Origin of the sequence: Burkholderia sp. 9777_1386, from assembly GCF_015712265.1 — a bacterium.
Taxonomy (GTDB): Bacteria; Pseudomonadota; Gammaproteobacteria; order Burkholderiales; family Burkholderiaceae; genus Burkholderia; species Burkholderia cenocepacia.
The window spans coordinates 1-23,320 of the sequence record NZ_JACCQB010000083.1; the positions used below are offsets into that span (position 1 = coordinate 1).

The 23,320-nt window shown below is 68.7% G+C and carries 19 protein-coding genes; 7 read left to right on the forward strand and 12 right to left on the reverse strand.

Annotated elements, in window-relative coordinates; translation table 11 throughout:
* Positions 1 to 439: 439 nt before the first annotated feature.
* Positions 440 to 2,416 carry an ATP-dependent zinc metalloprotease FtsH gene (ftsH, locus tag H0X91_RS33040; protein WP_077056814.1) on the forward strand — a complete coding sequence of 659 codons (1,977 nt, stop codon included), beginning with the start codon at positions 440 to 442 and terminating at the stop codon, positions 2,414 to 2,416.
* A gap of 9 nt (positions 2,417 to 2,425) precedes the next feature.
* A complete protein-coding gene (locus H0X91_RS33045) occupies positions 2,426 to 2,770 on the forward strand; it encodes a hypothetical protein (protein ID WP_230878077.1) in 345 nt (114 codons plus the stop codon).
* Here the strand turns inward: H0X91_RS33045 and otsA are convergent.
* The gene (otsA, locus tag H0X91_RS33050; protein ID WP_006483013.1) at positions 2,730 to 4,136 is read right to left on the reverse strand and encodes an alpha,alpha-trehalose-phosphate synthase (UDP-forming); all 1,407 of its coding nucleotides are present in this window, start codon (positions 4,134 to 4,136) and stop codon (positions 2,730 to 2,732) included. The genes H0X91_RS33045 and otsA overlap by 41 nt on opposite strands.
* Before the next feature lie 641 nt (positions 4,137 to 4,777).
* Complete coding sequence (locus H0X91_RS33055) at positions 4,778 to 6,397, reverse strand: methyl-accepting chemotaxis protein (RefSeq protein WP_077176904.1); 1,620 nt, start codon at positions 6,395 to 6,397, stop codon at positions 4,778 to 4,780.
* 77 nt (positions 6,398 to 6,474) lie between these two features.
* On the opposite strand from H0X91_RS33055, the gene H0X91_RS33060 reads away from it, so the two are divergent.
* Positions 6,475 to 6,684, forward strand: a complete 210-nt coding sequence (locus tag H0X91_RS33060; RefSeq protein WP_124633885.1) for a hypothetical protein — start codon at positions 6,475 to 6,477, stop codon at positions 6,682 to 6,684.
* Between the two features lie 180 nt (positions 6,685 to 6,864).
* Here the strand turns inward: H0X91_RS33060 and H0X91_RS33065 are convergent, their stop codons facing one another.
* Positions 6,865 to 8,949: a TonB-dependent receptor gene (locus H0X91_RS33065; protein ID WP_230878078.1), complete on the reverse strand. Its 2,085-nt coding sequence runs from the start codon at positions 8,947 to 8,949 to the stop codon at positions 6,865 to 6,867.
* 412 nt (positions 8,950 to 9,361) lie between these two features.
* On the opposite strand from H0X91_RS33065, the gene adhP reads away from it, so the two are divergent.
* Positions 9,362 to 10,390 carry an alcohol dehydrogenase AdhP gene (gene adhP / locus H0X91_RS33070; RefSeq protein WP_006483046.1) on the forward strand — a complete coding sequence of 343 codons (1,029 nt, stop codon included), beginning with the start codon at positions 9,362 to 9,364 and terminating at the stop codon, positions 10,388 to 10,390.
* 70 nt (positions 10,391 to 10,460) lie between these two features.
* Here the strand turns inward: adhP and H0X91_RS33075 are convergent, their stop codons facing one another.
* The 3 genes from H0X91_RS33075 to H0X91_RS33085 all read right to left on the reverse strand — a co-directional run bounded on the left by H0X91_RS33075 (position 10,461) and on the right by H0X91_RS33085 (position 13,702).
* Complete coding sequence (locus H0X91_RS33075) at positions 10,461 to 11,906, reverse strand: sialidase family protein (protein ID WP_034202319.1); 1,446 nt, start codon at positions 11,904 to 11,906, stop codon at positions 10,461 to 10,463.
* A gap of 450 nt (positions 11,907 to 12,356) precedes the next feature.
* On the reverse strand, positions 12,357 to 12,788 hold the full coding sequence (locus tag H0X91_RS33080; protein WP_006483055.1) for a MarR family winged helix-turn-helix transcriptional regulator: 432 nt from the start codon (positions 12,786 to 12,788) through the stop codon (positions 12,357 to 12,359).
* The gene (locus tag H0X91_RS33085; RefSeq protein ID WP_006494826.1) at positions 12,785 to 13,702 is read right to left on the reverse strand and encodes an alpha/beta hydrolase family protein; all 918 of its coding nucleotides are present in this window, start codon (positions 13,700 to 13,702) and stop codon (positions 12,785 to 12,787) included. The genes H0X91_RS33080 and H0X91_RS33085 overlap by 4 nt, the downstream gene beginning before the upstream one ends.
* 297 nt (positions 13,703 to 13,999) lie before the next feature.
* Here H0X91_RS33085 and H0X91_RS33090 point away from each other — a divergent pair, with 297 nt between their 5' ends.
* Complete coding sequence (locus H0X91_RS33090) at positions 14,000 to 14,968, forward strand: ABC transporter substrate-binding protein (protein ID WP_006494828.1); 969 nt, start codon at positions 14,000 to 14,002, stop codon at positions 14,966 to 14,968.
* Positions 14,969 to 15,029: 61 nt separating this feature from the next.
* Complete coding sequence (locus H0X91_RS33095) at positions 15,030 to 16,124, forward strand: LLM class flavin-dependent oxidoreductase (RefSeq protein WP_006483029.1); 1,095 nt, start codon at positions 15,030 to 15,032, stop codon at positions 16,122 to 16,124.
* A 78-nt stretch (positions 16,125 to 16,202) separates the two neighbouring features.
* Here the strand turns inward: H0X91_RS33095 and H0X91_RS33100 are convergent, their stop codons facing one another.
* The 6 genes from H0X91_RS33100 to H0X91_RS33125 form a co-directional block, all read right to left on the reverse strand.
* Positions 16,203 to 17,135, reverse strand: a complete 933-nt coding sequence (locus tag H0X91_RS33100; protein ID WP_006494830.1) for an ABC transporter substrate-binding protein — start codon at positions 17,133 to 17,135, stop codon at positions 16,203 to 16,205.
* A gap of 34 nt (positions 17,136 to 17,169) precedes the next feature.
* The gene (locus H0X91_RS35385) at positions 17,170 to 18,969 is read right to left on the reverse strand and encodes an amino acid ABC transporter permease/ATP-binding protein (protein ID WP_196433712.1); all 1,800 of its coding nucleotides are present in this window, start codon (positions 18,967 to 18,969) and stop codon (positions 17,170 to 17,172) included.
* Between the two features lie 62 nt (positions 18,970 to 19,031).
* Positions 19,032 to 20,384: an LLM class flavin-dependent oxidoreductase gene (locus H0X91_RS33110; RefSeq protein WP_196433713.1), complete on the reverse strand. Its 1,353-nt coding sequence runs from the start codon at positions 20,382 to 20,384 to the stop codon at positions 19,032 to 19,034.
* A 10-nt stretch (positions 20,385 to 20,394) separates the two neighbouring features.
* Positions 20,395 to 21,444, reverse strand: coding sequence for an LLM class flavin-dependent oxidoreductase (locus tag H0X91_RS33115; RefSeq protein ID WP_196433714.1), 1,050 nt, complete (start codon positions 21,442 to 21,444; stop codon positions 20,395 to 20,397).
* Between the two features lie 53 nt (positions 21,445 to 21,497).
* Positions 21,498 to 22,451, reverse strand: a complete 954-nt coding sequence (locus H0X91_RS33120) for an ABC transporter substrate-binding protein (RefSeq protein ID WP_196433715.1) — start codon at positions 22,449 to 22,451, stop codon at positions 21,498 to 21,500.
* A 66-nt stretch (positions 22,452 to 22,517) separates the two neighbouring features.
* On the reverse strand, positions 22,518 to 23,078 hold the full coding sequence (locus tag H0X91_RS33125) for a GNAT family N-acetyltransferase (RefSeq protein WP_006494834.1): 561 nt from the start codon (positions 23,076 to 23,078) through the stop codon (positions 22,518 to 22,520).
* 11 nt (positions 23,079 to 23,089) lie between these two features.
* On the opposite strand from H0X91_RS33125, the gene H0X91_RS35110 reads away from it, so the two are divergent.
* Positions 23,090 to 23,320 (forward strand): hypothetical protein (locus tag H0X91_RS35110; RefSeq protein ID WP_216352641.1); only part of this gene is annotated, 231 nt, incomplete at its 3' end.

Consider the following 23,320-nt stretch of genomic DNA (forward strand, 5'->3'; position numbering starts at 1 on the left):
GTCGTTCGATGCGCGCCCGGCGGCCGCGCGGGCTGCGGCGAATGCGGCGCGGGATGCAACGGCCGGCATCGCGCGCGGCGGCACGATGCGACTGTCACAAAAATGTCATGAGCGCGACTATAGCGCGGCAAGGGGGCGGATGAAAGCCGTTTGTCGGACGATTCGACGCTTGCGCCGCGAGCGCTGCGCGACGTCCACGCGCGAACTAGACTGGAATCAGGGGCGGCGCGTCGCGGCGCGCCGCCCGGGCGAGGATCGCCCGGCGACGCCGGCCCACGGGTTGCCGAGGCGGCATCGATGCGACGAACGACGCGAGACAGCGAGGCGACGATGACGTGGATGCATGGCGTTTTCGCATGGCTGCCGCGGCCGCGTACCGGTTGCGCGCGCGTGCCGGCGTGAGCGCACGCCGCGCAGCAGATACGGCCGGCCCGATGCCATGGACAGGAAATTCGACTACCCGGGATTGCTGATCGCGGCGGGCTTCTTCGTGCTGTTCGCCGCGCAGTTGCTGATGTTGCATCCGACGTCGACACCGATCGCATACAGCGATTTCCACCGGCTCGTCGCCGCGCGGCTGGTCGACGATCTCGAGGTCGGCCCCGCGTCGATCTCGGGCACGCTGAAGATGCCGCAGGCCGGCACGCTGCTGCCGGCGTCCGACGCCGCGGTCGTGCAGCAGGCCGGCACGCCGTGGCGCTTCACGACCAGCCGCGTGACCGACGAACACCTGATCGACACGCTGACCGCCGCCGGCATCCGCTATCACGGCACGCCCGACACCGGCTGGATCGCGTCGCTCGCATCGTGGCTGCTGCCGCTCATGCTGCTCGTGTTCGTGTGGAACATGATGCTGCGCAAGCGCGGCGGGCTGCAGGACTTCACCGGGATGGGCAAGAGCCGGGCGCGCGTGTACGTGCAGCAGGAAACCGGCATCACGTTCGACGACATCGCCGGCATCGACGAAGCGAAGGCCGAACTGCAGCAGCTCGTCGCGTTCCTGCGCAACCCCGATCGCTACCAGCGGCTCGGCGGCAAGATCCCGAAAGGCGTGCTCGTCGTCGGCGCGCCCGGCACCGGCAAGACGCTGCTCGCGCGCGCGGTGGCCGGCGAGGCGGCCGTGCCGTTCTTCTCGATCAGCGGCTCGGCGTTCGTCGAGATGTTCGTCGGCGTGGGGGCCGCGCGCGTGCGCGACCTGTTCGAGCAGGCGCAGCAGAAGGCGCCGTGCATCGTGTTCGTCGACGAGCTCGATGCGCTCGGCAAGGTGCGCGGCGTCGGCCCGATGTCGGGCAACGACGAGCGCGAACAGACGCTCAATCAATTGCTGGTCGAGATGGACGGCTTCCAGGCCGGCTCCGGCGTGATCATCATGGCCGCGACCAACCGGCCCGAGATCCTCGATCCCGCGCTGCTGCGGCCGGGCCGTTTCGATCGCCACATCGCGATCGACCGGCCCGACGTGAACGGCCGCCGCCAGATCCTCGGCGTGCACGTGAAGCGCGTGAAGCTCGCGGCCGACGTCGATCTCGGCGAGCTTGCGTCGCGCACGCCGGGCTTCGTCGGCGCCGATCTCGCGAACGTCGTCAACGAGGCCGCGCTGCATGCGGCCGAACTTGGCAAGCCGGCGATCGGCATGGCCGATTTCGACGAAGCGATCGACCGCGCGCTGACGGGCCTCGAGCGCAAGAGCCGCGTGATGAACGAGCAGGAGAAGCTGACGATCGCATATCACGAAGCCGGCCACGCGCTCGTCGCGGAAAGCCGCGCGCATTGCGACCCGGTGAAGAAGGTGTCGATCATTCCGCGCGGTGTCGCCGCACTCGGCTACACGCAGCAGGTGCCGACCGAGGATCGCTACGTCCTGCGGCGCAGCGAGTTGCTCGACCGGATCGACGCACTGCTCGGCGGGCGCGTGGCGGAAGAACTCGTGTTCGGCGATGTGTCGACCGGCGCGCAGAACGACCTCGAACGCGCGACCGCGATGGCGCGCCACATGGTCATGCAATACGGAATGAGCGAGAAGATCGGGCTCGCGACGTTCGACGACGGCGACGCGCGCCAGGGCATGCCGAGCGCATGGCATGGCGCCGACGGCCGCTGCAGCGAGCATACCGCGCGCATGATCGACGACGAGGTGCGCACGCTGCTGACCGATGCGCATGTGCGCGTCGCGGCGACGCTCGGCGAACGGCGCGACGCGCTCGAACGCATCGCGCGACGGCTGCTGCAATGCGAGGTGCTCGAGCGCGACGCGCTGCAGGCGCTGATCGACGGGCGCATCGAACCGTCGTCGGCCACGTCGGCGTCGCCCGGTGACGATGCCGGCGCGCGCGGCGGTGCGATCGAAACGGAGCAGGCGTCGGCGGTCGAGCGCGATTTCGTCGCGTACGGCCGGCCGCATGAACACGATCGCTGAAGCCGCCGCGTGGCGTTTGCGCTGGAGCGGCGGCACGTCGATTCGCAGCCGGACACCGCGCATGTCGATGTCGATGTCGATATGGTGCGGAACGAAGCGGGCAGGGTGCGCGTGGGCGCGATGGCCGTGCGCCTGTCGGTCGGCCGGACCTGGGCCGGCCTCGCGGCCGCGACGCGCGCGCTCGATCGGTTCGATGCGTATTGCGTGGTGACCGGGAGCATGCGCGCGCATCCCGATTTCGGTCGACGCGCGCGATGCAAACGGCGTCGTGCTCGAATGCGCGACGACCGGCGCGTGAGCGCGCGTCAGCGCGTCAGGATTCGGCCGCGGCCGCCACTTCGGCCGCTTCGGTGAGCGCTTCGAGAAAGCGCGTGCGCCACCAGTGCACGTCGGTCTTGCGCATGATCGCCATCAGCGCCGCGTGACGCTGGCGGCGCTCTTCGAGCGGCATCGTGAGCGCGCGCTGGATCGCCTGCGCGGTGCCCTGCGTGTCGTACGGATTGACGAGCAGCGCCGACTTCAGTTGCTCGGCCGCGCCCGCGAAACGCGACAGCACGAGCACGCCGGGGTCGGCCGCGTCCTGCGCGGCGAGGAACTCTTTCGCGACGAGGTTCATCCCGTCGCGCAGCGGCGTGACGAGCGCGACCCGGCTTGCGCGGTAGAGGCCCGGCAGGCGCTTGCGCGCGACGGTGCGGTGGATGTAGCGCATCGGCATCCATTCGAGCTCGCCGTAGTCGCCGTTGATCGCGCCGCACAGGCTGTCCATCTCGCGCCGCAGGTCGTCGTACGCGCCGAGATCCTCGCGGCTCGGCGCGGCGATCTGGATCAGCGTCGCGCGGTCGCGGTTCTCCGGATACTGTTCGAGCAGCTGGCGGAACGCATGCACGCGCTGCGGCAGCCCTTTCGTGTAATCGAGCCGGTCGACGCCGACCAGCAACTGGCGGCGCGAATATTCGTCGCGCATCCGCTCGAACATGTCGAGGCCGTCGCGATCGCGCGCGAGCGACTCGAACTCGTCGACGTTGATGCCGATCGGGAACGCGCCGGCCGACAGCGTGCGGCCGAACGCGCGCAGCCGGCCGTCCGGCAACCGCGCCGCGCCGGCTTCCGCCTCGACGTAATGCTCGAAGTGCAGCAGATCCGATTCGGTCTGGAAGCCGACGAGGTCATACGCGAACAGCGAGCGCATCAGCCATTCGTGTTCCGGGATCGCGGCCATGATCGGCGGCGGCGGCATCGGGATGTGCAGGAAGAAGCCGATCGGATTCGTGCACCCCATCGCGCGCAGCTCGGCGGCGAGCGGAATCAGCTGGTAGTCGTGCACCCAGATGACGTCGTCGGGCCGCAGCAGCGTGCTCAGCTTGCGCGCGAACAGCTGGTTCACGCGCCGGTAACCGTCGGCGAAGCGTCGATCGAACTGCGCGAGGTCGAGCCGATAGTGAAACACCGGCCACAGCACGTTGTTCGAGTAGCCGAGGTAGTAAGCGTCGTAATCCTGCGGATCGAGATCGATCGTCGCGAGCTGGATGCCGCCGACGTTCTGGATCTGCACGTCGTCGCCCCGCGCGGCCTGATCGTCGCCGCCGCGTAGCCTGCCGCTCCAGCCGAACCAGACGCCGCCGGTTTCCTGCAGGCTGTCCTTCACGGCGACGGCGAGGCCGCCGGCCGCGGCTTTACGGGGATCTGCGATGCGATTGGATACGACGACGAGTCGGCTCACCAGCTCTCCTGACGATTGTTGGGGGAAGGTTCGTGCGGCCAAGGCGCGAGAGGCAGACGCCGCCATCGGCGCGCGCTGCGCGATACGATGGGGCCGCATGGCGATCGGACGGGAGTCAGGGCATGCGATTCGCCGTCCGGTCGAGAAGTGCTTTTTTTAGGATACTCGTCATTCGTGCGTTTTAAAAGTCTGTATCGACGGACGAGGTGGACCCGCCTGTCGCGCGGTATCGGTGACGACGGCACGGCAACGCGCGATGCGGGAGCGGGACCGAAACTTGCGCACGGCTGCGGACGCAATGTGTGCAAGGCCAGGCGGCGCGTGGCGCGCATGGCGGGCGATTTTGTCGGCGATCCATGTGCGCGCATGACGGCACGCGAATCGGCGGCACTGACCTTCGATGCGGAATGCGGCTGTGCTGCGCGGCGTGTCGGCCTACACGCGCGCGTGCCGGAAACGCGTCGCACGCAGCGGCGATGCGCGTCGCCATGCATGCGTACTTCCGGACGCGTTATCGGGTGACGACGACGCGCTGCCGCATCGCGTGCCGCGCGTGGCCGTGCATCGTCCGGTGCGCGCCAGCGCGGCGCACGCGCACAAGCGAAACAGCGTGCGCATCGCCGTCTCGTTCGCGACCGCCGTTACGCGGCAGCCGGCTGCCAGTGACGCGGGCCGGCTTCCTGCGCATGCGCGCCGGGCGACGCGCCATGTGCGCCGGACGGCATCCGGAACGCGGCGACCGTTTCGGACAACTCGCGGCCCTGCGCCTCGAGCGACTTCGACGCGGCCGCCGCCTGCTCGACGAGCGCCGCGTTCTGCTGCGTCGTCTCGTCCATCTGCGTGATCGTCAGGTTCACCTGGTCGATGCCGCGGCTCTGCTCGGCCGACGCGGCCGCGATCTCGCCCATGATGTCCGTCACGCGCGCCACGGCCTGCGTGACGTCGGACATCGTCTTGCCGGCTTCGCCCGCGAGCGCCGAGCCGTCGCGGATCGTCTGTACCGACGCGGTGATCAGTTCCTTGATTTCCTTGGCCGCCGTCGACGAGCGCTGCGCGAGATTGCGCACCTCGCTCGCGACGACCGCGAAGCCGCGGCCCTGTTCGCCCGCGCGCGCGGCTTCGACCGCCGCGTTGAGCGCGAGGATGTTGGTCTGGAACGCGATGCCTTCGATGATGCCCGTGATGTCGGCGATCTTCGACGAGCTGTGGCCGATCTCCGTCATCGTGTCGACCACGCGGCCGACCACCGAGCTGCCGCGGTGCGCGACGTCCGACGCATTCGCGGCGAGCGTGCTCGCCTGTTGCGCGTTTTCCGCGTTCAGGCGCACCGTCGACGTGAATTCCTCCATCGTCGCCGCGGTTTCCTGCAGCGACGCAGCCTGTTCCTCGGTGCGCTGGCTCAGGTCGAGGTTGCCCGACGCAATCTCGCTGACCGCGTGCGCGATGCTGTTCGACGAGTCGCGTACGCGGCCGACGATGCCGATCAGCCGTTCGTTCATCGTCCGCAGCGCGTCGAGCAGGTCGCGCGTTTCGTCGTTGCCGCGCACCTCGATGCGGCTGCCGAGATCGCCGTTCGCCACCGTGCGCGCGACGTCCACGGCCGCGCTGATCGGCACCGTGATCTTGCGGGTCAGCCACAGGCCGCCGCAGGCCGCGATCGCGACGGCGATCAGGCAGATGCCGGCCAGCAGGTTGCGCTCGACCGTGTAGCGATCCGCGAAGGCCTGCGCGATCTCGGTTTCGCGTTCGTGCGTATAGGTCGCATAGGCGTCGGTCGCCCGCACCAGTTGCGCGAGCAACGGGCGGCAATTGTCGTCGATATCGGCGGTTGCCTCGTCCTTCTTGCCGGCCTGCACGAGCCCGACGATGCGCAGTGCAACGGGCCCGTAGCGGGTTTCGATGCGCACGATGTCGGCCACCAGTTCGCGTGCGCGATCGGAGGTGTCGGTCGCGTTCGCCATGAGTTCCTTGAGCTTCGCGAGATGGTCCTGCACGTCCTTGTGCGCGCGATTCACCTCGGCCAGCTCGGCCTCGACGTCGGCCGGCCGGGTGACGAGCACGAGGTTGCGCGCGGCGATCGCGCGCCGGTCGACCGCGGTGCGGATGTGCGCGGACAGGTTCGCCCGTGCGTTGATGCCGTTCATGTAGCGTGAAAACTCGGCGTTCGTGTCGGACAGTGCCTTGAGAGCCATGCCCGACACGATCACGACGACCGCGGCGAGCAGGCCGAAGCCGCCGAGGAGTTTCGTTTTGATGCTCATTCTGGCGATTTTCACGTTTGGGCCCCCGTGCGTGTGGTTGGCAAATGGAATTTATTAGTTCGACCAGATACGGGCTCGTGCCGGCTTTAACGGGTATTCGCGATGATTCTTTACCCTTCGAAAACCCTGATATTCGTTTTTCGAGTGATGAAAGCCTTGTCGCTCGGGCATTCTTGATCCCGATCAATAAGCTGCCGGGAGGGCATTTATTCAATGCGTTATGCGGGGGATTTGAAACCGGTTTTACTGATAAAACAAAAACCATCTTCTTTATAATAATTGTCTGATGATTTCTTTCTGATTTACCGGTGAATAACGGAATTTCGTTGCGGACGAATTGGGGTGCGATCCGGCGTGCGTTTCAATGCGAAACGATGCGATCGATTGACGGATAAATGGGAAGGCGCGGGCGGTTCGGGGGCGCGCCGGCAAAAGGCTCGCGGCGGGCGCCGCGAGCCGTGCGAGGGTCAGAACGTGGTGCGCAATCCGGCCATCACGCTGCGGCCGCCTTGCGGGGCGAAGCCGCGCACGACCGACGTCGAGTAGCGAATTTCCTGGTTCGTCAGGTTGTCGCCGCGCAGGTACGCGAGCCAGTGCGTCGGGCCGACGCGGAACTTGTACGTCAGCATCACGCCGAGCGACGTATAGCCGTCCGTCGAGAAGTCGTCGTCGGGCACGCGATGCTGCGACCACGCATGCGTGACCTGCGCGCGCGCGCCGAACGGGCCGTAACCGTAGTCGGCCGCGAGCGTCGCGCGCAGCGGCGCGATGCGCGGCAGCGGCTGGCCCGTGTCGACGTTGCGCGCGTGCGTGTAGTCGGCCGTCAGTTCGAGATCGACCGTGTGGCCGCGCCGCGAGAATGCCCGCCACTTGCCGTCCAGCTCGATGCCGTAGAACTCCGCGCGCACGCCGCGGTAGATCGCCTCGTTGAGCGAGCCGTCGGTGCCGGGCGCGACCGGTTCGCCGTCGTCGTCCACGACGCGGCCGGTGTTGTACTCGGTCAGGTAGTTCGAGAAGCGGTTGTAGAACACGCCGACGCTGCCGCGGTTCGGCCCGCTCGCATAGCGCAGCGACAGGTCGGTCGACACGGCCTTTTCCTTCGACGCGTTCGGGTTGCCGATCAGGAACTGGCCGGTCGCATCGTGCGGGCCGTTCGAATACAGCTCGTAGAAGGTCGGCGCGCGTTCGGTGTAGGCGACGTTCGCCGCGATCGACCAGACCGGCGTCAGTGTGAACAGCGCGCCGGCCGACAGGCTGCCCGCGTTGAAGTCGCGCGGCTGCGCGCCCGCGAATTTCTCGACGCCGGCCGGATCGGGATCGACCTTCACATGCTCGAAGCGGCCGCCGAGGCTCAGCTTCAGCGTCGGGACCACCTGCCATTCCTCGAGGCCGAACAGCGCGACGCTGTTGGTGCGCGTGGACGGCACGAGCATTTCGTCGCCGAGCGCCGAGAACGTGTTCTGGCCGAACTGCACGCCGATCGCGCCTTCGAACGGCCCGATCTTGCGATGGCGCGCCTCGATGCGCGCCTCGTAGCCGCGATTGCGGAAGGTGGTCGCCGTCTCGCCGTTGTCGATTTCCTTGTGACGGTAGTCGGTGTACGCGAAATCGAATTTCAGCGTCGTGAACGGCCCGCTCAGGTTGCGCACCTCGGACGCGAGCGCGAGGCGTTCCTGACGCATCCGCAGCCGCACGTCGCTTTCCGCGACCGAGCCATAGTTCGATTCGTAGCCGCTGTACGACAGGCCTGCGAAACCGTCCGCCCACGTGTACGACGCGCCGACCGCACCGCCGTGCACGCGGCCGTCGCTGTTCGGCACGTTGCCTTCCGGTTGCGGCGTGTCGGGACCGTCGATCGCGCGTTGCTGGCTGCTGCGCGCGTAGCCGGGAATCCGCAGCTTGCTCGTTTCGCGATCGAACGCGTCGACGTGGAACGCGAAGCGGCCGTTGCCGCCTTCGACCTGCGCGGCGCCGGCACGCACGGAATTCGCGCCGCCGTAGCGCGCGTCGAGCGCGCCGGTCACGCCCTGGATCGCTTCGCGCGGAATCCGGTTGTCGATCGTGTTGACCACGCCGCCCACCGCGTTGCCGCCGTACAACAGCGCGGCCGGCCCGCGCACGATTTCGACGCGCTCGATCGACAGCGGATCCTGCGGCACCGCATGGTCGTACGACAGCGACGACGCGTCATAGGCCGCGACGCCGTTCTGCAGCAGCCGGATCCGGTCGCCGTCCATCCCGCGGATGATCGGCCGACCGACCATCGGCCCGTAGGTGGTGGTCGACACGCCAGGCAGCCCGTTGAGCGTTTCGCCGAGCGAATCGGCCTGGCGGCGTGTCAGCGCATCGCCGGAGAGCTGGACGGTCGGGGCGATCAGTTCGGTGTCGCCGAGCGGGTTCGCGGTCACGAAGATCGGTGCAAGCGGCGCGGATGCGTTGGCGGGCGTGCCGGACGCGCCCGGTGCATCGGTCTGCGCGTGGGCGACGGCGGCGAACAGCATCAGCGACAGGGACGAGAGCGGGCGAAGCGGTAAGCGAGGGAGGTCGCGCATGGTCGGTGAATCGGTTGGAATCGGATCGGATAACGAGCGATACGGGTCACCACTGGATACGATATATTGTTGCGTCTATGACGCGCAATGACCCGTTGGAACATGGCTCGGCGAGGCTCGGCCACCGGGTCGGGACGGTGTCAGGCGGACGAGCACGCGAGATGATATGTTATATCATGTCAAATTCCAAGCCGAATGGCGGGATCTCGTCGGGTTTCCGTCGGAGCGGTGAAAGGGGGGCGCGAGCGGCGGGGCGGCGAGCGATCGACGGCGCGAGCTTTCACGTCGAACGATGCCGATCGTGGCGCGTCGGGTCGGTTGCTGCATCCGTTCCGATGCGTTGACGCGTATCAACGTGCTCTGATTCCGGAACCGGATACTGAGTCGCTCATCGACCAGACAGGAGCGACGCATGACCCAGACCATGAAAGCGGCCGTGGTACACGCGTTCGGCGCGCCGTTGCGCATCGAGGAAGTGCCGATTCCGGCACCGGGGCCCGGCCAGATTCTCGTCAACATCAAGGCGTCGGGTGTTTGCCATACCGATCTGCACGCGGCCGACGGCGACTGGCCCGTCAAGCCGTCGCTGCCGTTCATCCCGGGCCATGAAGGCGTGGGGATCGTCGCGGCGGTCGGCGCGGGCGTCACGCACGTGCGCGAGGGCGATCGCGTCGGCGTGCCGTGGCTCTATACGGCCTGCGGCCATTGCGAGTACTGCTGCACGGGCTGGGAAACGCTCTGCCACGGTCAGCAGAACACCGGCTATTCGGTGAACGGCAGCTACGCGGAATACGTGCTGGCCGATCCCGACTACGTCGGCCAGTTGCCCGCGCAGGTCGCGTTCGACGAGATCGCGCCGATCCTGTGCGCGGGCGTCACGGTCTACAAGGGCATTCGCGTCACCGACACGCGCCCGGGCCAGTGGCTCGCGATTTCCGGCATCGGCGGCCTCGGGCACGTGGCCGTGCAGTATGCGCGGGCGATGGGCCTGCACGTCGCGGCCATCGACATTTCCCCCGACAAGCTCGCGCTGGCGCGGCAACTGGGCGCGCACCTGACGATCGACGCGTCGATCGACGACCCCGCAACAGTGATCCAGAAGGAAATCGGCGGCGCGCACGGCGTGCTCGTCACGGCCGTGTCGCGCAGCGCGTTCGCGCAGGCGCTCGGGATGGTCCGGCGCGGCGGCACGGTGGCGCTCAACGGTTTGCCGCCGGGCGATTTCCCGCTGCCGATCTTCTCGACCGTGCTGAACGGCATCACCGTGCGCGGGTCGATCGTCGGCACGCGGCGCGATCTGCAGGAATCGCTCGATTTCGCGGCGGACGGCCTGGTGCGCGCGCACATCCACCGCGACCGGCTCGGCAACATCAACGACGTATTCGCGAAGCTGCGGGAAGGGAAGGTCGACGGGCGCATCGTGCTGACCGACATGCATTGAGGCGCGGGACCTGCGCCCGCCGCCGCGCGACGCATGGCGGCGGGGCGGCGGCGAGATGGTCGGGCTCGCGTTACGGCGCGAAGAACACGTCGGTGCGGTTCGTCAGGTTGCCCGCGTTGGTCTGCACGAAGAACGGATGGAACGACGACGACGGAAGGACGTCGAGCCCCTGGTAGTCGCCGATGAAGAACCCTTCGGCATTGGGCGCGAGCTTCATGTCGAACGGGCCGCCGACGCGCCGCTCGTCGGCGAACGTGGCGCCGCCGTCGTGCGAGATCTTGCGCCAGAAGCCGGTCGGCAGCGTCGTCGTGTTGCCGGCCTGCAGGTCGCGGAAGTCGTAGTGCGTGACCATCACCGCACCCGTGTTGTCGACGCGCACCGACGGATTGAACGCCGGGCGTCCGGTCGGCGTGTTCACCTGTTGCGGCGCGCTCCAGGTCGCGCCGCCGTCCTTCGACGTCGATAGCGCGATCTCGTCGTATGCGCCGCCGTTGAAGCGGCTGTCCTGCCACACGACATAGAGTTGCCCGGATGCGGGATCGATCGCGGGTTCCGGAATGATGTCGCCGGTGCGCACGGGTTCGCCGGTGTTCGGATCCGTGACGCCGACCGTCTGCAGTCCGGCGATCACCTGCGGTTGGGTCCACGTCGCGCCGTCGTCGGTCGACTTGATGAACGCGACCTTGCCGGCCGCCTTGCTGAACGGCGGCTGGATCAGGTCGAAGAAATCGTAGAGCGTGCCGCTCTTCGGATCGACGACGATCTGGTTGCCGATCGTCTGCTGGCGCGACGGCACGTCGACGATGACCTTCGCGGCGCTCCACGTCTTGCCGCCGTCGGTCGTCTTCGAGAACAGCGTCGGCCCGCGGTACGCCTTCGTGTGCAGGTTCGCGTACGGATTGCCGTTCGGCAGCTCGAGACGGTCCCATACCGCGTACGCGGTGCCGGCCTTCACCGGGTTGGCGGTCACCGATTCCTTGTCGTTGAAGAACTGCGTCGTCGGTTCGTCGTTCGCGATCAGCACGGCCGGGCTGCTCCACGTTTGCCCACCATCGGTCGAGACCGACGCGCCGACCGCATTGCCGTTGTTCGACTGGTTGAACGAGATCGATACCGAATACGCGGTGCCGTCCGGCCCGAACGATACCCACGGATCGGACGCGCGCTCGTATTTCAGCCCGCCCGGCGCGCATGCGCTGAACGGCTGCGGCGTGCGCGCCCAGGTCGCGCCGGCGTCGAACGTGTAGCCGGCGACGAGCCCGTGGGCGCCGCCGTTCGACCAGCGGTCCTGCTGCCACACGCCGATCATGTTGTTCGGGTTCGCCGGGTTGACCGCGAGCCACGGTTCGACTTCTGCATTCACGTAGTTGGTGCCCGGGCCGCCGATGGTGCACGCGGCGAACGGGCTGGGGCCGGAGACGACGACGGGTTCGGCGTGCGCCGCGGCAGCGGCGGCCAGCGCCATCGCGGCGGACAGGCGGGTGACAAGCGGATGGGACACGATCATGCGTCGCATGGACGACTCCTCGGTGAGGGGCGAATGCGATGGCGGGGCACGACGAGACAACGCGAGCCGGGGCGCGGCAATCATGCCGCGTGTCGTTGCGTGCCGTTCAGCATGCCGTTTCAGTCATCGCAATCCGCGTGCGCTGGATGCCGCCAGCGCTTCGGTTAAGACTCCTCTTCTTTTCATTGCTTGTCGGGTGTGTCTGCGATGTCGACCCGACGGGAAAGCCAGTCCGGGCATGCGACGAATGTGTCGAAGTGGATTGCAATGTAGGCGATTCGAATGCCGCGCGACAGGCGGTTTTTTGTAACAGGACGTAGCCGGAAAGCGTTGCCGAAAGCGCGCATCGGGCCCGCAAGTTTTGCCGTTGCGCGGCATGAAAATCGAATCGAAAACGCGAATCGCAATCGCTTGCGATTGATGCGCGCGCACGCCGGCCGCGCGCGCGTGAAGCGCGGTTCAGCGCTCCGCCGGAAAGCGCTCCTGCAACGCATGCAGCCAGCGCGCGACGACGTCGAGTTCGTCGTCGGAAAACCCGTCGCACAGCTTGCCGTTGAGTTCGCGCAGCAGCACGCGCGCACGCTTGAGTGCCGCGTGGCCGTCGTCGGTCAGGTACAGCCGCGTCGCGCGGCCGTCGTCCGAATCGGCATGACGCGTGATGAGGCCGGCTTTCGCCATCCGGTCGGCGAGGCCCGTCATCGCGGATGGCGCAAGTTGCAGCGTCGCGCCGACTTCGCCGATCAGCGCGCCGTCCTGTTTCGCGAGACAGAACAGCACGCCGGCCTGCGCGGCGCTCGCGCGCGTCTCGGTTTCGGCCTTGCGGTCGATCCAGCGCTGCACGCGCCGCTGGCCGATGTTCAACATGAAAAACAGTCGTCGGTCTTCGCTCAAGCTGGGTTCCCGGCTGCAATGGAAAGGGAGGGGCGGCCCGCGGCGCGCGGCGTGTCGAGCGCCTGCGCGAGCCAGTCGGCGACGTCGGGCCACAGCACGGTGCCGGGCCGGCTGCGAAAGAAGCCCATGTGCCCGACCGGGCCGCTGCCCGCCGCACGCGGATCGATCTGGCGGCGTTCGACCTTCGCGCGGGTCAGATAGCTTACCAGCAGGCCGATCGCGGCCGGATTCGCCCACGGATCGTCGTCGAAGCCGAGCGCGAGGATCGGCAACTGCTGCTTCGAGAAGCGCTCGGCCGCACCGAGCGTCGGATCGTCGAAGAAGTAGTGCGGCAGCGTCGTCCAGCGGCTCCATTCGCGGAACACGCCGGCCGGCAGATCCTCGCCGAGCCCGAGCCGCTTGCCGGGCACGTAGCCGAGCAGCGCGGACGTCAGCGGGCCGAGCACGCGCAGGATCAGCCGCACCTTCACGCGTTCGGCCGCCTGCGCGATCAGCCGCGTGCTGCCCGCATGCGCGGCGACGAGCACGGCCGCGCGCAGATGCGTCGTCGCGCCGGACAGCCCGATCGCGTGTCCGCCGACGCTGTGGCCGACCGCCAGCAACGGGAGCCCTTCATGCGTGTGCCGGGCCCACGCGGTCGCGGCGCCCACGTCGAGCTCCATCCAGTCGCGCATGCGGGCCTGCAGCGTGCGCAGCCGCGCGGGCCGCGATGCGCCGATGCCGCGATAGTTGTAGGTCAGCGCCGCGAAACCGCGCTCGGTCAGGAAGCGCGCGAAGCCCGCATACAGCCGCTCGGGCACGGCCGTCGCCGGATGGATCAGGACCAGCGCGCGCGGCGGCGCGTCCGGCGACCACAGCGTGCCGTGCAGTACGTAGCCGTCGGCGGCGGAAAAATCGATGGGTTCGGAGGTCATGGCCGTCCTCGCTCGGGCAGTTATTTCGTATGCGAAATATAGTCGGGAATGTGTTTCGCGTGCGAAATATCTATCGAGGAATCGTTCGAACTTCACGCGGCGGCGGCCGGCGGCGAAGCGGTGGCCGCACGCGCGTGCTTCATAAAATATTTGCATCTTTGCATAGAAGAATATTGCGTTTGTGTCATGAAATGGATCGACGTATCTTCACCGGTTCCATCCGTTCCGCCGGCGGTCGCGCACGGCGGACCAAGGGCGTCGCCGTCGCGCGGCCGCCCGCCAACCTTCCGGGAGATCATGTTGCTGAGCCGAATCGTCACGGCGCTCTTGCTGGCGCTTGCCGCGCAGCCGGGCATCGCCAAGGACACCGTCACGCTGCGCGTCGGTGAACAGAACTACTTCAACATCCAGGCATCGATGGAAGCGTCCGGCGTGCTGAAGGACCTGCCTTACACGATCGAATGGAAGCACTTCCAGGCCGCCGCGCCGGTCGCCGAAAGCCTGAACGGCAACGCGATCGACCTCGGCTTCCTCGGCGATTCCGCGCTGCTCACGCTGGCCGCGCGCGGCGCGCCGGTCAAGGTCGTCGCGGTGTCGCGGCAGAGTCTCGACGGCGTCGCGATCCTCGTGCCGAAAAACTCGCCGGTGCGCACCGTGGCCGACCTGCAGGGCAAGACCATCGCGGTATGGCGCGGCGCCTGGAGCCAGCAACTCGTGCTGCGCGCGCTCGAACACGCGGGCCTGCGCGCCGATTCGGTGAAGTACGCGTACCTGATGCCGATCGACGCGACCAACGCGCTCGCGAACGGTTCGGTCGATGCGGTGTCGCTGTGGGAGCCGTTCGTCAGCACGCTGGCGTTACGGCAGGGCGCGCGGCCCGTGACGACCGCGCAGGGGCTGATGCCGGCGCTGAGCTTCGTCGCCGCGAACGAGCAGGCCGCCTCGGGCAAGCGCGCGGAGATCACCGATTTCCTGCGGCGCGTGGTGGCCGCACGCCAGTGGGTCGACAGCCATCCGCGCGAGTACGCGGACCTGTGGGCGAAACGCGCGAATCTCGAACCCGACGTCGCGTATCGCTGGCTCAACAATGCTCGGCAGCGCGTCGGCCCGGTCGACGAGACGGCCGCGAAGGACGCGCAGAACACGGCCGACTTCCTGCACAAGTCCGGCGTGATTCCGGCCGCGTACGACACGTCGAAGCTGCTCGACCGCTCGTATGCGGGCGCGTTCGCGGCGCCTGCGCAGAAGACCGCCGCCGCGCAGTGACCGTGCGGCCCGCTGCACGATTCCCGCGCTTCCCGATCGACATACCCGAGGACATCCCGACATGCCAGTCGACATCATCGGCATGATCACCGCGACACCCGGCGCGGAGGTCGACGTACCGGGCGGCGCGGCCGTCCAGCCGGACTACGTGCGCCGCTTCGCGCAGGCGCACGAAGCCGCCGGCTTCGACCAGATCCTGATCGGCCATTTCAGCAACGCGGCGGACGGCTTCATCGTCGCGTCGTTCGCGGCCGCCGCGACCGCGCGCATCCGTCTCCTGCTCGCGCACCGGCCGGGCGTGATCGTGCCGTCGGCCGCCGCGCGGCAGATAGCGACGCTCGACGTGTTCAGCGGCGGAAGGCTGGCGCTGAACGTGGTGTCCGGCGGCGACGATGCGGATCTGCAGCGCGACGGCGATTTCGTGCCGCACGATGCCCGCTATCGCCGCACCGGCGAATATCTCGACGTGCTGAAACGGATCTGGCTGGCCGATGCGCCGGTCGATCACGACGGCGCGTTCTACCGGCTGCGCGGGGCGTCGCCGGTCGTGAAGGGCGCGCAGCGGCCGCATGTGCCGATCTATTTCGGCGGCTCGTCGCCGGCCGCGCTCGCCGTCGCGGGCGAGCATGCGGATGTCTACATGACGTGGGGCGAGCCGCTCGACGCGGTGCGCGAGCAGATCGCGCGCGTGCGGGCCGCCGCCGCGCCGTTCGGGCGGGCGCCGCGCATCAGCGTGTCGTTCCGGCCGATCGTCGCGGATACGGAGGCGGCCGCGTGGGAAAAGGCCGAGGCGATCCGCGAACGCGTGCGCGCGGCGCGGCTCGCGAACGGTCAGCCGATCGCCGGTCACGCGCCGCAGAATGCGGGCTCGCAGCGGCTGATGGCCGCCGCCGCGCAGGGCGACGTGCTCGACGAACGGCTGTGGATGGGCGTTGCGAACCTGACCGGCGCACGCTGGAATTCGACCGCGCTGGTCGGTACGCCCGAGCAGGTCGCGCGTGCGCTCGGCGCGTACTACCGGCTCGGCGTATCGACGTTCCTGATTCGCGGTTTCGATCCGCTCGACGATGCGCTGGCCTACGGGCGCGACCTGATCCCGGCGATTCACGCGCATGTTGCGGAGCTCGACCGCTATCGGGCGGCGGTGCCGGCGTAGGCGAACCCGCCGAACTGCCGCACGTTGACGCGCCCCGGCATCGCCATCACGGCATGCCGGGGCGCTTGCCTTGAACGCTCAGAACGACGGCAACCCCGGCGGATTGGTCTCCGCCCGCGCGATCGCCTCGCTCTGCAAACCCCAGCGCGCGAGCGCCTGCCCGTAGCGGCCGTTGCCGATCAGCGCATTGGTCGCGAGCGTCAGCGCCGGCGCGAGCCCGCTGCCGCGGCGCGTCGCGATCGCGACGTCCGCATTCGCCGGCCAGCCCGCATTGACGACGCCGACGCGGCGGATCTTGCCGGTGCGCGCGGCCTCGTACGCGAGCGACGCGTTCGGGTTCAGCTCCGCATCCGCGCGGCCCGACAGCAGCGCGACGCGCGCCGTCGCATCGTCGTCGAAATAGAGCAGCTCGGCCGGCTTCAGCCCTTGCGCGACGTTGCGCTTGCTCCATTCGAGCAGGATGCGCTCCTGGCTCGTGCCGGCGCCGGTGATGATCCGCAAACCCGCGATGTCCTTCGGCTCCGCGATCTTCGCGATCGGGCTGGCGGTGCGCACGTAGAAGCCGTGCAGCCCGAGCCGGTAGGTCGTGAAATCGTATTTCTCCTTGCGCTTCTCGGTGACGCCGACGTTCGAGATCACCGCGTCGTACTTGCCGGACGTCAGCCCGAGCGGCCAGTCGGCCCACGCGATCGGCAGCAGCACGAGCGTGCGGCCGAGCGCGTCGGCAACGAGCTGCGCATAGTCGGGATCGGCGCCGACCACGGTGCGCGCGTCGGTCGCATAGGTCGACACGGGCGGTGCGTGCGGCGAGATCGCGACCGTGAACGCGCCGTCGCGCACCCAGCGGTAGCCGCTGGCCGCGCGGATGGCCGCGTCGTCGGGGCCGGCGCGCGGGCGGCCGGCCTGGCGCGGGTCGAGGTCGGCGGTGGCCGCCGCCGCGCGTGCCGCCTGCCACGGCAGGCCCGATGCCGCGAGCAGCGCGGCCGTGATGAACTGGCGTCGATCGGTCATCGTGCGGCACCCCGCGAGTCGGAAGCGGCGCGCATCACAGCACCCGCGACAGGAACGCGCGGGTGCGCGGATGCGACGGCGCATCGAGCACGGCGGCGGGCGGCCCGGCCTCGACGATGCGCCCGCGTTCCATGAACAGCACGTTGTCCGCCACTTCGCGCGCGAAGCCGATTTCGTGCGTGACGATCACGAGCGTCGTGCCCGAGCGCGCGAGTTCCTTGATCACGTCGAGCACTTCGTTCACGAGTTCGGGATCGAGCGCCGACGTCGGCTCGTCGAACAGCAGCACCTTCGGCCGCAATGCGAGCGCCCGCGCGATCGCGACACGTTGCTGCTGGCCGCCGGACAACTGGCGCGGGTACGCATCGGCCTTATCCGCGAGGCCGACGCGCGCGAGCAGCGCGCGTGCGCTGTGCTCGGCTGCATCGCGCGTCACGCCGGCGACGGCGACCGGCGCTTCGATGAGGTTCTCGAGCACCGTCAGGTGCGGGAACAGGTTGAAGTTCTGGAACACCATGCCGACGGCCGTGCGCCGCTTCAGCACGTCGCGCTCCTTCAGCTCGTGCAGCACGTCGCCGTCGCGGCGATAGCCGATCAGCTCGCCGTCGATGTCGATGAAGCCGTCGTCGACGCGTTCGAGATGGTTGATCGTGCGCAGCAGCGTCGACTTGCCGGAGCCGGACGGCCCGACGATCACGGTCACGCTGCCGCGCGGCGCGACGAACGACACGTTGTCGAGCACGCGCTGCATGCCGAACTGCTTCGACACGCCGTGCAGGGCCACTTCGCCGCCGGTGCGCGACACCGCGGCCACGGTATCGGCAGACGGGCCGGCCTCGCCTCGTGCACGGGCGATCGAGGCCGTGCGGCGCGACGTGACACGCCGCCACAGCCCGCCGATGCGCGCCAGCGCGAACGTGACCACGGACGGCGGCGGGTTGCGCAGCGCGCCGCGTGCATAGTGCCGCTCGACCTGTACCTGGATCGCGGACAGCAAGGTCAGGATGATCAGGTACCAGACGGTCGCGACCATCAGCAGCGGAATCACTTCGAGGTTGCGGCGATAGATCACCTGCACCGTGTAGAACAACTCCGGCATCGCGAGCACGTACACCATCGACGTGCCTTTCGCGAGCGTGATCAGATCGTTGAACGCGGTCGGCAGGATCGCGCGCATCGCCTGCGGCAGCACGATCCGCGACGTCTGGCGGCCGCGCGGCAGCCCGAGCGCGGCGGCGGCTTCGAGCTGGCCCTGGTCGACCGCGAGAATGCCGCCGCGGATCACCTCCGCGGAAAACGCCGCATGATTCAGCGTGAGGCCGAGCACGGCCGCGAGGAACGGGCTGATGAGGTCGGTCGTCGGCGTGTCGAACCACACGATGTCGGTGAACGGCACGCCGAGCCGCACGTGCTCGTACAGGTAGCCGAGGTTGTTCAGGATCAGCAGCAGCACGATCAGCGGAATCGAGCGGAACAGCCACACGAAGGTCCATGCGCTGGCCGACAGCAGGCGCGACCGCGACAGCCGGGCCAGCGCGACGAACGCGCCGAGCACGAAGCCGAACACCGCGCCGAGCAGCGTCAGCACCAGCGTGCGCGCGAGCCCCGACAGCACCGGCGGCGACAGGAACCATTCGGCGAACACCGGCCAGCCCCACTGCGGGTTGCCGAGAATCGAATGCAGCGTGAGCGCGATCAGCACGAGCGCGAGCACGGTGCCGGCCGTGCGCGACCGGTGGCGCGCGGGCACGATCCGCAAATGCGTGCCGGGCTCGCGAGCGCCGGGGGAAGAGAGCGGCGGCAGCGCGCCGCCGAGATGGGTCGTGTCGCTCATGTCGTGGGAATCCTCGAATCGATCGATCGGCGGGCGCGCCGCGCACGGGCGGCGCGGCGGCGTCAGGCGTGCGCTTCGGCCGCCGCTTCCTGTGCGGCGCCGGGCGTCGCGTAGCGGCTCGCCTTGCGCGGCAGACCGAGGTGATCGCGCAGCGTCGCGCCGGGCAGGTCGCGGCTGTAGCGGCCGCGCGCCTCGAGCACCGGAATCACGAGTTCGATGAAATCGTCGACGCCCTGCGCCTGCACCGGGAAACCGAGGATGAAGCCGTCGCCGGCGCCCGCGTCGTGCCAGCGGATCAGTTCGTCGGCGACGTGCTCGGCCGTGCCGATGAAGTTCGGCCGCGGCGTCGCGACCGCGAGCGCGGTCTCGCGCAGCGACAGGCCCTTGCGTTTCGCATCGGCCTTGATCCGGTCGGTGGTCGAGCGGAAGCTGTTGCGGCCGAGCTCGCCGAGTTCCGGGAACGGCGCGTCGAGCGGGTACTGCGTGAAGTCGTGGTGATCGAAATAGCGGCCGAGGTACGCGAGCGCCTCGTCGATCGTCAGCAGGTCGCGGATCGCCTGGTATTTGTCCTCCGCTTCGGCGGCCGTGCGGCCGACGATCGGCCCGACGCCGGGGAAGATCTTCACGTCGCCGGCCTGCCGCCCGTGCTCGATCGCGCTCTGTTTCACGCGCCGCGTGAACGCGGCCGTTTCGTCGATCGACGGCGAATGCGTGAACACGGCATCCGCGTATTTGCCCGCGAGGCCGATCCCGGTGTCGGACGAGCCGGCCTGGAAGATCACCGGCTGCCCCTGCGGCGAGCGCTGGATGTTCAGCGGGCCCGCGACCTGGAAGAAGCGGCCGTGGTGATCGAGCGTATGCAGCTTGTCGCGATCGAAGAAGCGGCCGCTCGCGCGGTCGCGCACGAATGCATCGTCGTCCCAGCTGTCCCACAGGCCCTGCACGACGTCGAGATATTCGTCGGCGATTTCGTAGCGCAGTTCGTGATCCGGGTGTGCCTTGCCGAAATTCTTCGCGGTGCCTTCGAGCGGCGTCGTCACGACGTTCCAGCCGGCGCGCCCGCCACTGATCGCGTCGAGCGACGCGAGCTGGCGTGCGACCGTGAACGGCTCGCTGTACGACGTCGAGATCGTGCCCGCGAGCCCGATCTTCTTCGTCGCGACCGCGAGCGCCGACAGCACGGTCAGCGGCTCGAAGCGGTTCAGGAAATGCGGGATCGACTTCTCGTTGATGTAGAGGCCGTCCGCGACGAACGCAAAGGTGATGCCGGCGGCTTCCGCCTTGCGCGCGACGCCGATCATGAAGTCGAGGTTGATGCTGGCGTCGGGCGGGTTGCTCGGATGCCGCCACGCGTTCATGTGGCTGCCTGCGCCTTGCAGCATCAGGCCGAAGGGAATCGATCGTCGGGTCGTCATGATGGGAATGTCACGCGTTCTGGTCAGGGGAGAGGGAGCGATCGGCCGCGAGGGCCGCTTGCAACGGCGTGGTGGACAGCGCGCCGCCGAGCCATTCGGCAGACGCGAGCCGCGCCGCGTAGTCGGAGACCGGCGAATCGATCACGAACGCATCGACGTCGAGCCGCCGGCTCAGCGCGTCGAGCGCGCGGTGCACGCCCTCGGGCGTATCGGCCAGCACCGTCGGGCGCAGCTCGTCGATCCGGTAGTCGGACGCGCCGCTTTGCCGCGCGAATTCCGCAGCCGCTTGCGCGCTGCCGAGATTGAAGCTCTGGCCGCCCGCGAACTGCAGCTTGAAGATCTTCAGCGGCCCGATCAGTTGTTCGGCCTCGTCGCGCGTCGGCGCGGCGACCGCGTACAGCGCGACGAGCGGCTTCTCGCCGCCCGCGCCGCGGTACGCGTCGAGCGAGCGTTCGAGATTCGCGTCGTCGCCGTTGAAATGGCCCGCGTAGCAGAAGCGCCAGCCTTGGCGCGCGGCGAGCGCGCCGCTGTCCGGCGAGCCGCCGAGCAGGATGCGTTCGGGCAACTGCGGCGGCACCGGCATCGCGACCGCGCCGGCGAGCGGATGATCTTCGGCCACGCCCCAGCCGAGAAACGCGTCGAGCTCCGCGAGCTGCCCCGCGAAATCGGGCTTGCGCGCCTTGTCGTGGAACCACTGCAGCGCGCGCGTGGTCAGCGGCAGCCCGCCGGGCGCCTTGCCGATGCCGAGATCGACGCGGCCCGGCGCGAGCGCGGCCAGCAGCTTGAATGTTTCCGCGACCTTGAACGGGCTGTAGTGCTGCAGCATCACGCCGCCCGAGCCGATCCGGATGCGCGACGTGTGCGCGAGCAGGTGCGCGACGACGACCTCCGGCGCCGAACTCGCGAAGCCCGGCGTGCCGTGATGCTCGGCGACCCAGAAGCGCGCGTAGCCGAGCTGTTCGGCGCGTCGCGCGAGCGTCGTGGTGAAGCGCAGCGCGTCGGCGGCGTTCGCGCCGTCGGCGATCGGACTCTTGTCCAGCAACGAAAGCGAATAAGACATGGTGAGCGGCGTTCCTGCGTGAGCGTGGATGGACGGTTGCGGGCGCGCGGCGCTCAGCTTTTCGGCAGCCCGGGCGGATTCGTACGCGACTGGTCGATCGCTTCGGACGCGAGGTTCCAGCGGTCGAGCACCTGTTGGTAGCGGCCGCTCTTGATCAGCCCGTTCAGCGCGACGGTCAGCGGCTCGGCGAGGCCGCTGCCGCGGCGCGTCGCGATCGCGATGTCGGCCGTGCGCGGCCAGCCGCCGCTGATTGCGCCGACGAGCCGCGTCTTGCCTTGCTGCGCGCTTTGATACGCGAGCACCGAATTCACGCTGAACACCGCGTCCGCCCGGCCCGACTGCACGGCGACGATGCGCATCGCCTGGTCGTCGTAATACTGGATCTGCACGGGTTTCAGCCCGTGCGCGACGTTCTCGCGGTCCCACGCGAGCAGGATCTTTTCCTGGTTGGTGCCGGCGTCGGTCACGATGCGCAGCCCCGCGACGTCCTTCGGCTCGCGGATCGCCTGGATCTTGCTGTCGTTGCGCACGTAGAAGCCGACCTGATCCTTGCGATAGGTCGAGAAATCGAACTTCTGCTTGCGCTCCTCGGTGACGGTCACGTTCGAGATCACCGCGTCGACTTTCCCCGATTCGAGCGCCAGCGGCCAGTCGGCCCACGCGAGCGCGACGATCTTCAGCTTGCGGCCGAGGCTGTCGGACACGAGCTGGCCGACGTCGGCGTCGAAGCCGATCACCGTGCGCGCGTCGGTCGCATACGAGCTGATCGGCGGCAGGCTCGGCGCGATGCCGATCGTCAGCGTGCCGGGCTCGGCGAACTTGAACGACGCGGGCACCGCGCGCTCGACCGCCGCATCGGCCGCGCCACGCGGGCGGCCGCGCTGCTCGGGGCTCAGGTCGAACGTCGCGGCGGCTGCAGCCGTCGCGGCGGCGAAGGCGCTCAGGCCGATCAGCGCGGTGGCCAGCGTGCGCACGGCACGGGATGAAAACGGTACGGCTCGATGCATGAAGACGTCCTGTCGTGGAAGCGTGGAAAGCGGAATGGGCGAGATGAAATGCGGGACGTCGTGCACTCAGCGCGGCAGCACCGGTTCGGGCACGGGCGCCCACAGGTCGGCCAGCGTCGACGTGCGCGACGGATCGACGAGATCCTTGCCGAAGCGCAGATGGAAATACGCTTCGGGATCGATCGACGAATCGAACAGCCGCGTATAGCCGGTGCGGTCGTACAGCGCCCACGCCTCGGGCTGGCGAAAGCCGGTGGTCAGGTAGAGGCGCTGGTAGCCCTGCTGCGCGGCGCGCAGTTCGAGCGCTTCGACGATGCGCCGGGCGAGGCCCTGGCGGCGCAGGTCGGTGCGCGTCCAGATGCGTTTGAGTTCGGCGGTCCGTGCGTCGTAGCGCTTGAACGCGCCGCCGCCGATCGTTTCGCCGTCGCGCAGCAACAGCACGAACGCGCCTTCGGGCGGCGCGAACAGTTCGGCCGGGTAGCGTGCGAGTTCGTCGCGGGCCGACGCGCGGCTGTCGGGGCGGTACGCGTCGTAACGGATCGAATACTCGTCGATCAGCGCGTCGATCAGCGGCTGCGCGCGGACGTCGAGCGGCGTCGTGTCGATGATGCGGTCGTTCGTGGCCATGGGCATCGCGAATGGCGCGCGATGCGGACGTTCCTGGCGGGGTGCGGGCACGCGGCCCGTCCGGTCTGTTCCGTTATCGCGACGCAGTTGTCGTGATGGCGGCGGCTGTCGTGCCCGATGCGAGGCATCCGGCGTGCCGCCGCCGTTTTGAACACGTTAGCGGCGCGGCCGGCAAAGGCGAACGAAGCAATTTCGATAAGGATTTCGCGGAAGGCGTAAGAAGGCTTGCAGGGGGCGTGGGG

Bases quoted from the DNA above. Each gene is read 5' to 3' on its own strand.
- ftsH (WP_077056814.1), top strand. From the start codon at position 440: ATGGACAGGAAATTCGACTACCCGGGATTGCTGATCGCGGCGGGCTTC.
- H0X91_RS33055 (WP_077176904.1), bottom strand. From the start codon at position 6,397: ATGAGCATCAAAACGAAACTCCTCGGCGGCTTCGGCCTGCTCGCCGCG.
- H0X91_RS33065 (WP_230878078.1), bottom strand. From the start codon at position 8,949: ATGCGCGACCTCCCTCGCTTACCGCTTCGCCCGCTCTCGTCCCTGTCG.
- adhP (WP_006483046.1), top strand. From the start codon at position 9,362: ATGACCCAGACCATGAAAGCGGCCGTGGTACACGCGTTCGGCGCGCCG.
- H0X91_RS33075 (WP_034202319.1), bottom strand. From the start codon at position 11,906: ATGCGACGCATGATCGTGTCCCATCCGCTTGTCACCCGCCTGTCCGCC.
- H0X91_RS33085 (WP_006494826.1), bottom strand. From the start codon at position 13,702: ATGACCTCCGAACCCATCGATTTTTCCGCCGCCGACGGCTACGTACTG.
- H0X91_RS33090 (WP_006494828.1), top strand. From the start codon at position 14,000: ATGTTGCTGAGCCGAATCGTCACGGCGCTCTTGCTGGCGCTTGCCGCG.
- H0X91_RS33095 (WP_006483029.1), top strand. From the start codon at position 15,030: ATGCCAGTCGACATCATCGGCATGATCACCGCGACACCCGGCGCGGAG.
- H0X91_RS33100 (WP_006494830.1), bottom strand. From the start codon at position 17,135: ATGACCGATCGACGCCAGTTCATCACGGCCGCGCTGCTCGCGGCATCG.
- H0X91_RS35385 (WP_196433712.1), bottom strand. From the start codon at position 18,969: ATGAGCGACACGACCCATCTCGGCGGCGCGCTGCCGCCGCTCTCTTCC.
- H0X91_RS33110 (WP_196433713.1), bottom strand. From the start codon at position 20,384: ATGACGACCCGACGATCGATTCCCTTCGGCCTGATGCTGCAAGGCGCA.
- H0X91_RS33115 (WP_196433714.1), bottom strand. From the start codon at position 21,444: ATGTCTTATTCGCTTTCGTTGCTGGACAAGAGTCCGATCGCCGACGGC.
- H0X91_RS33120 (WP_196433715.1), bottom strand. From the start codon at position 22,451: ATGCATCGAGCCGTACCGTTTTCATCCCGTGCCGTGCGCACGCTGGCC.
- H0X91_RS33125 (WP_006494834.1), bottom strand. From the start codon at position 23,078: ATGGCCACGAACGACCGCATCATCGACACGACGCCGCTCGACGTCCGC.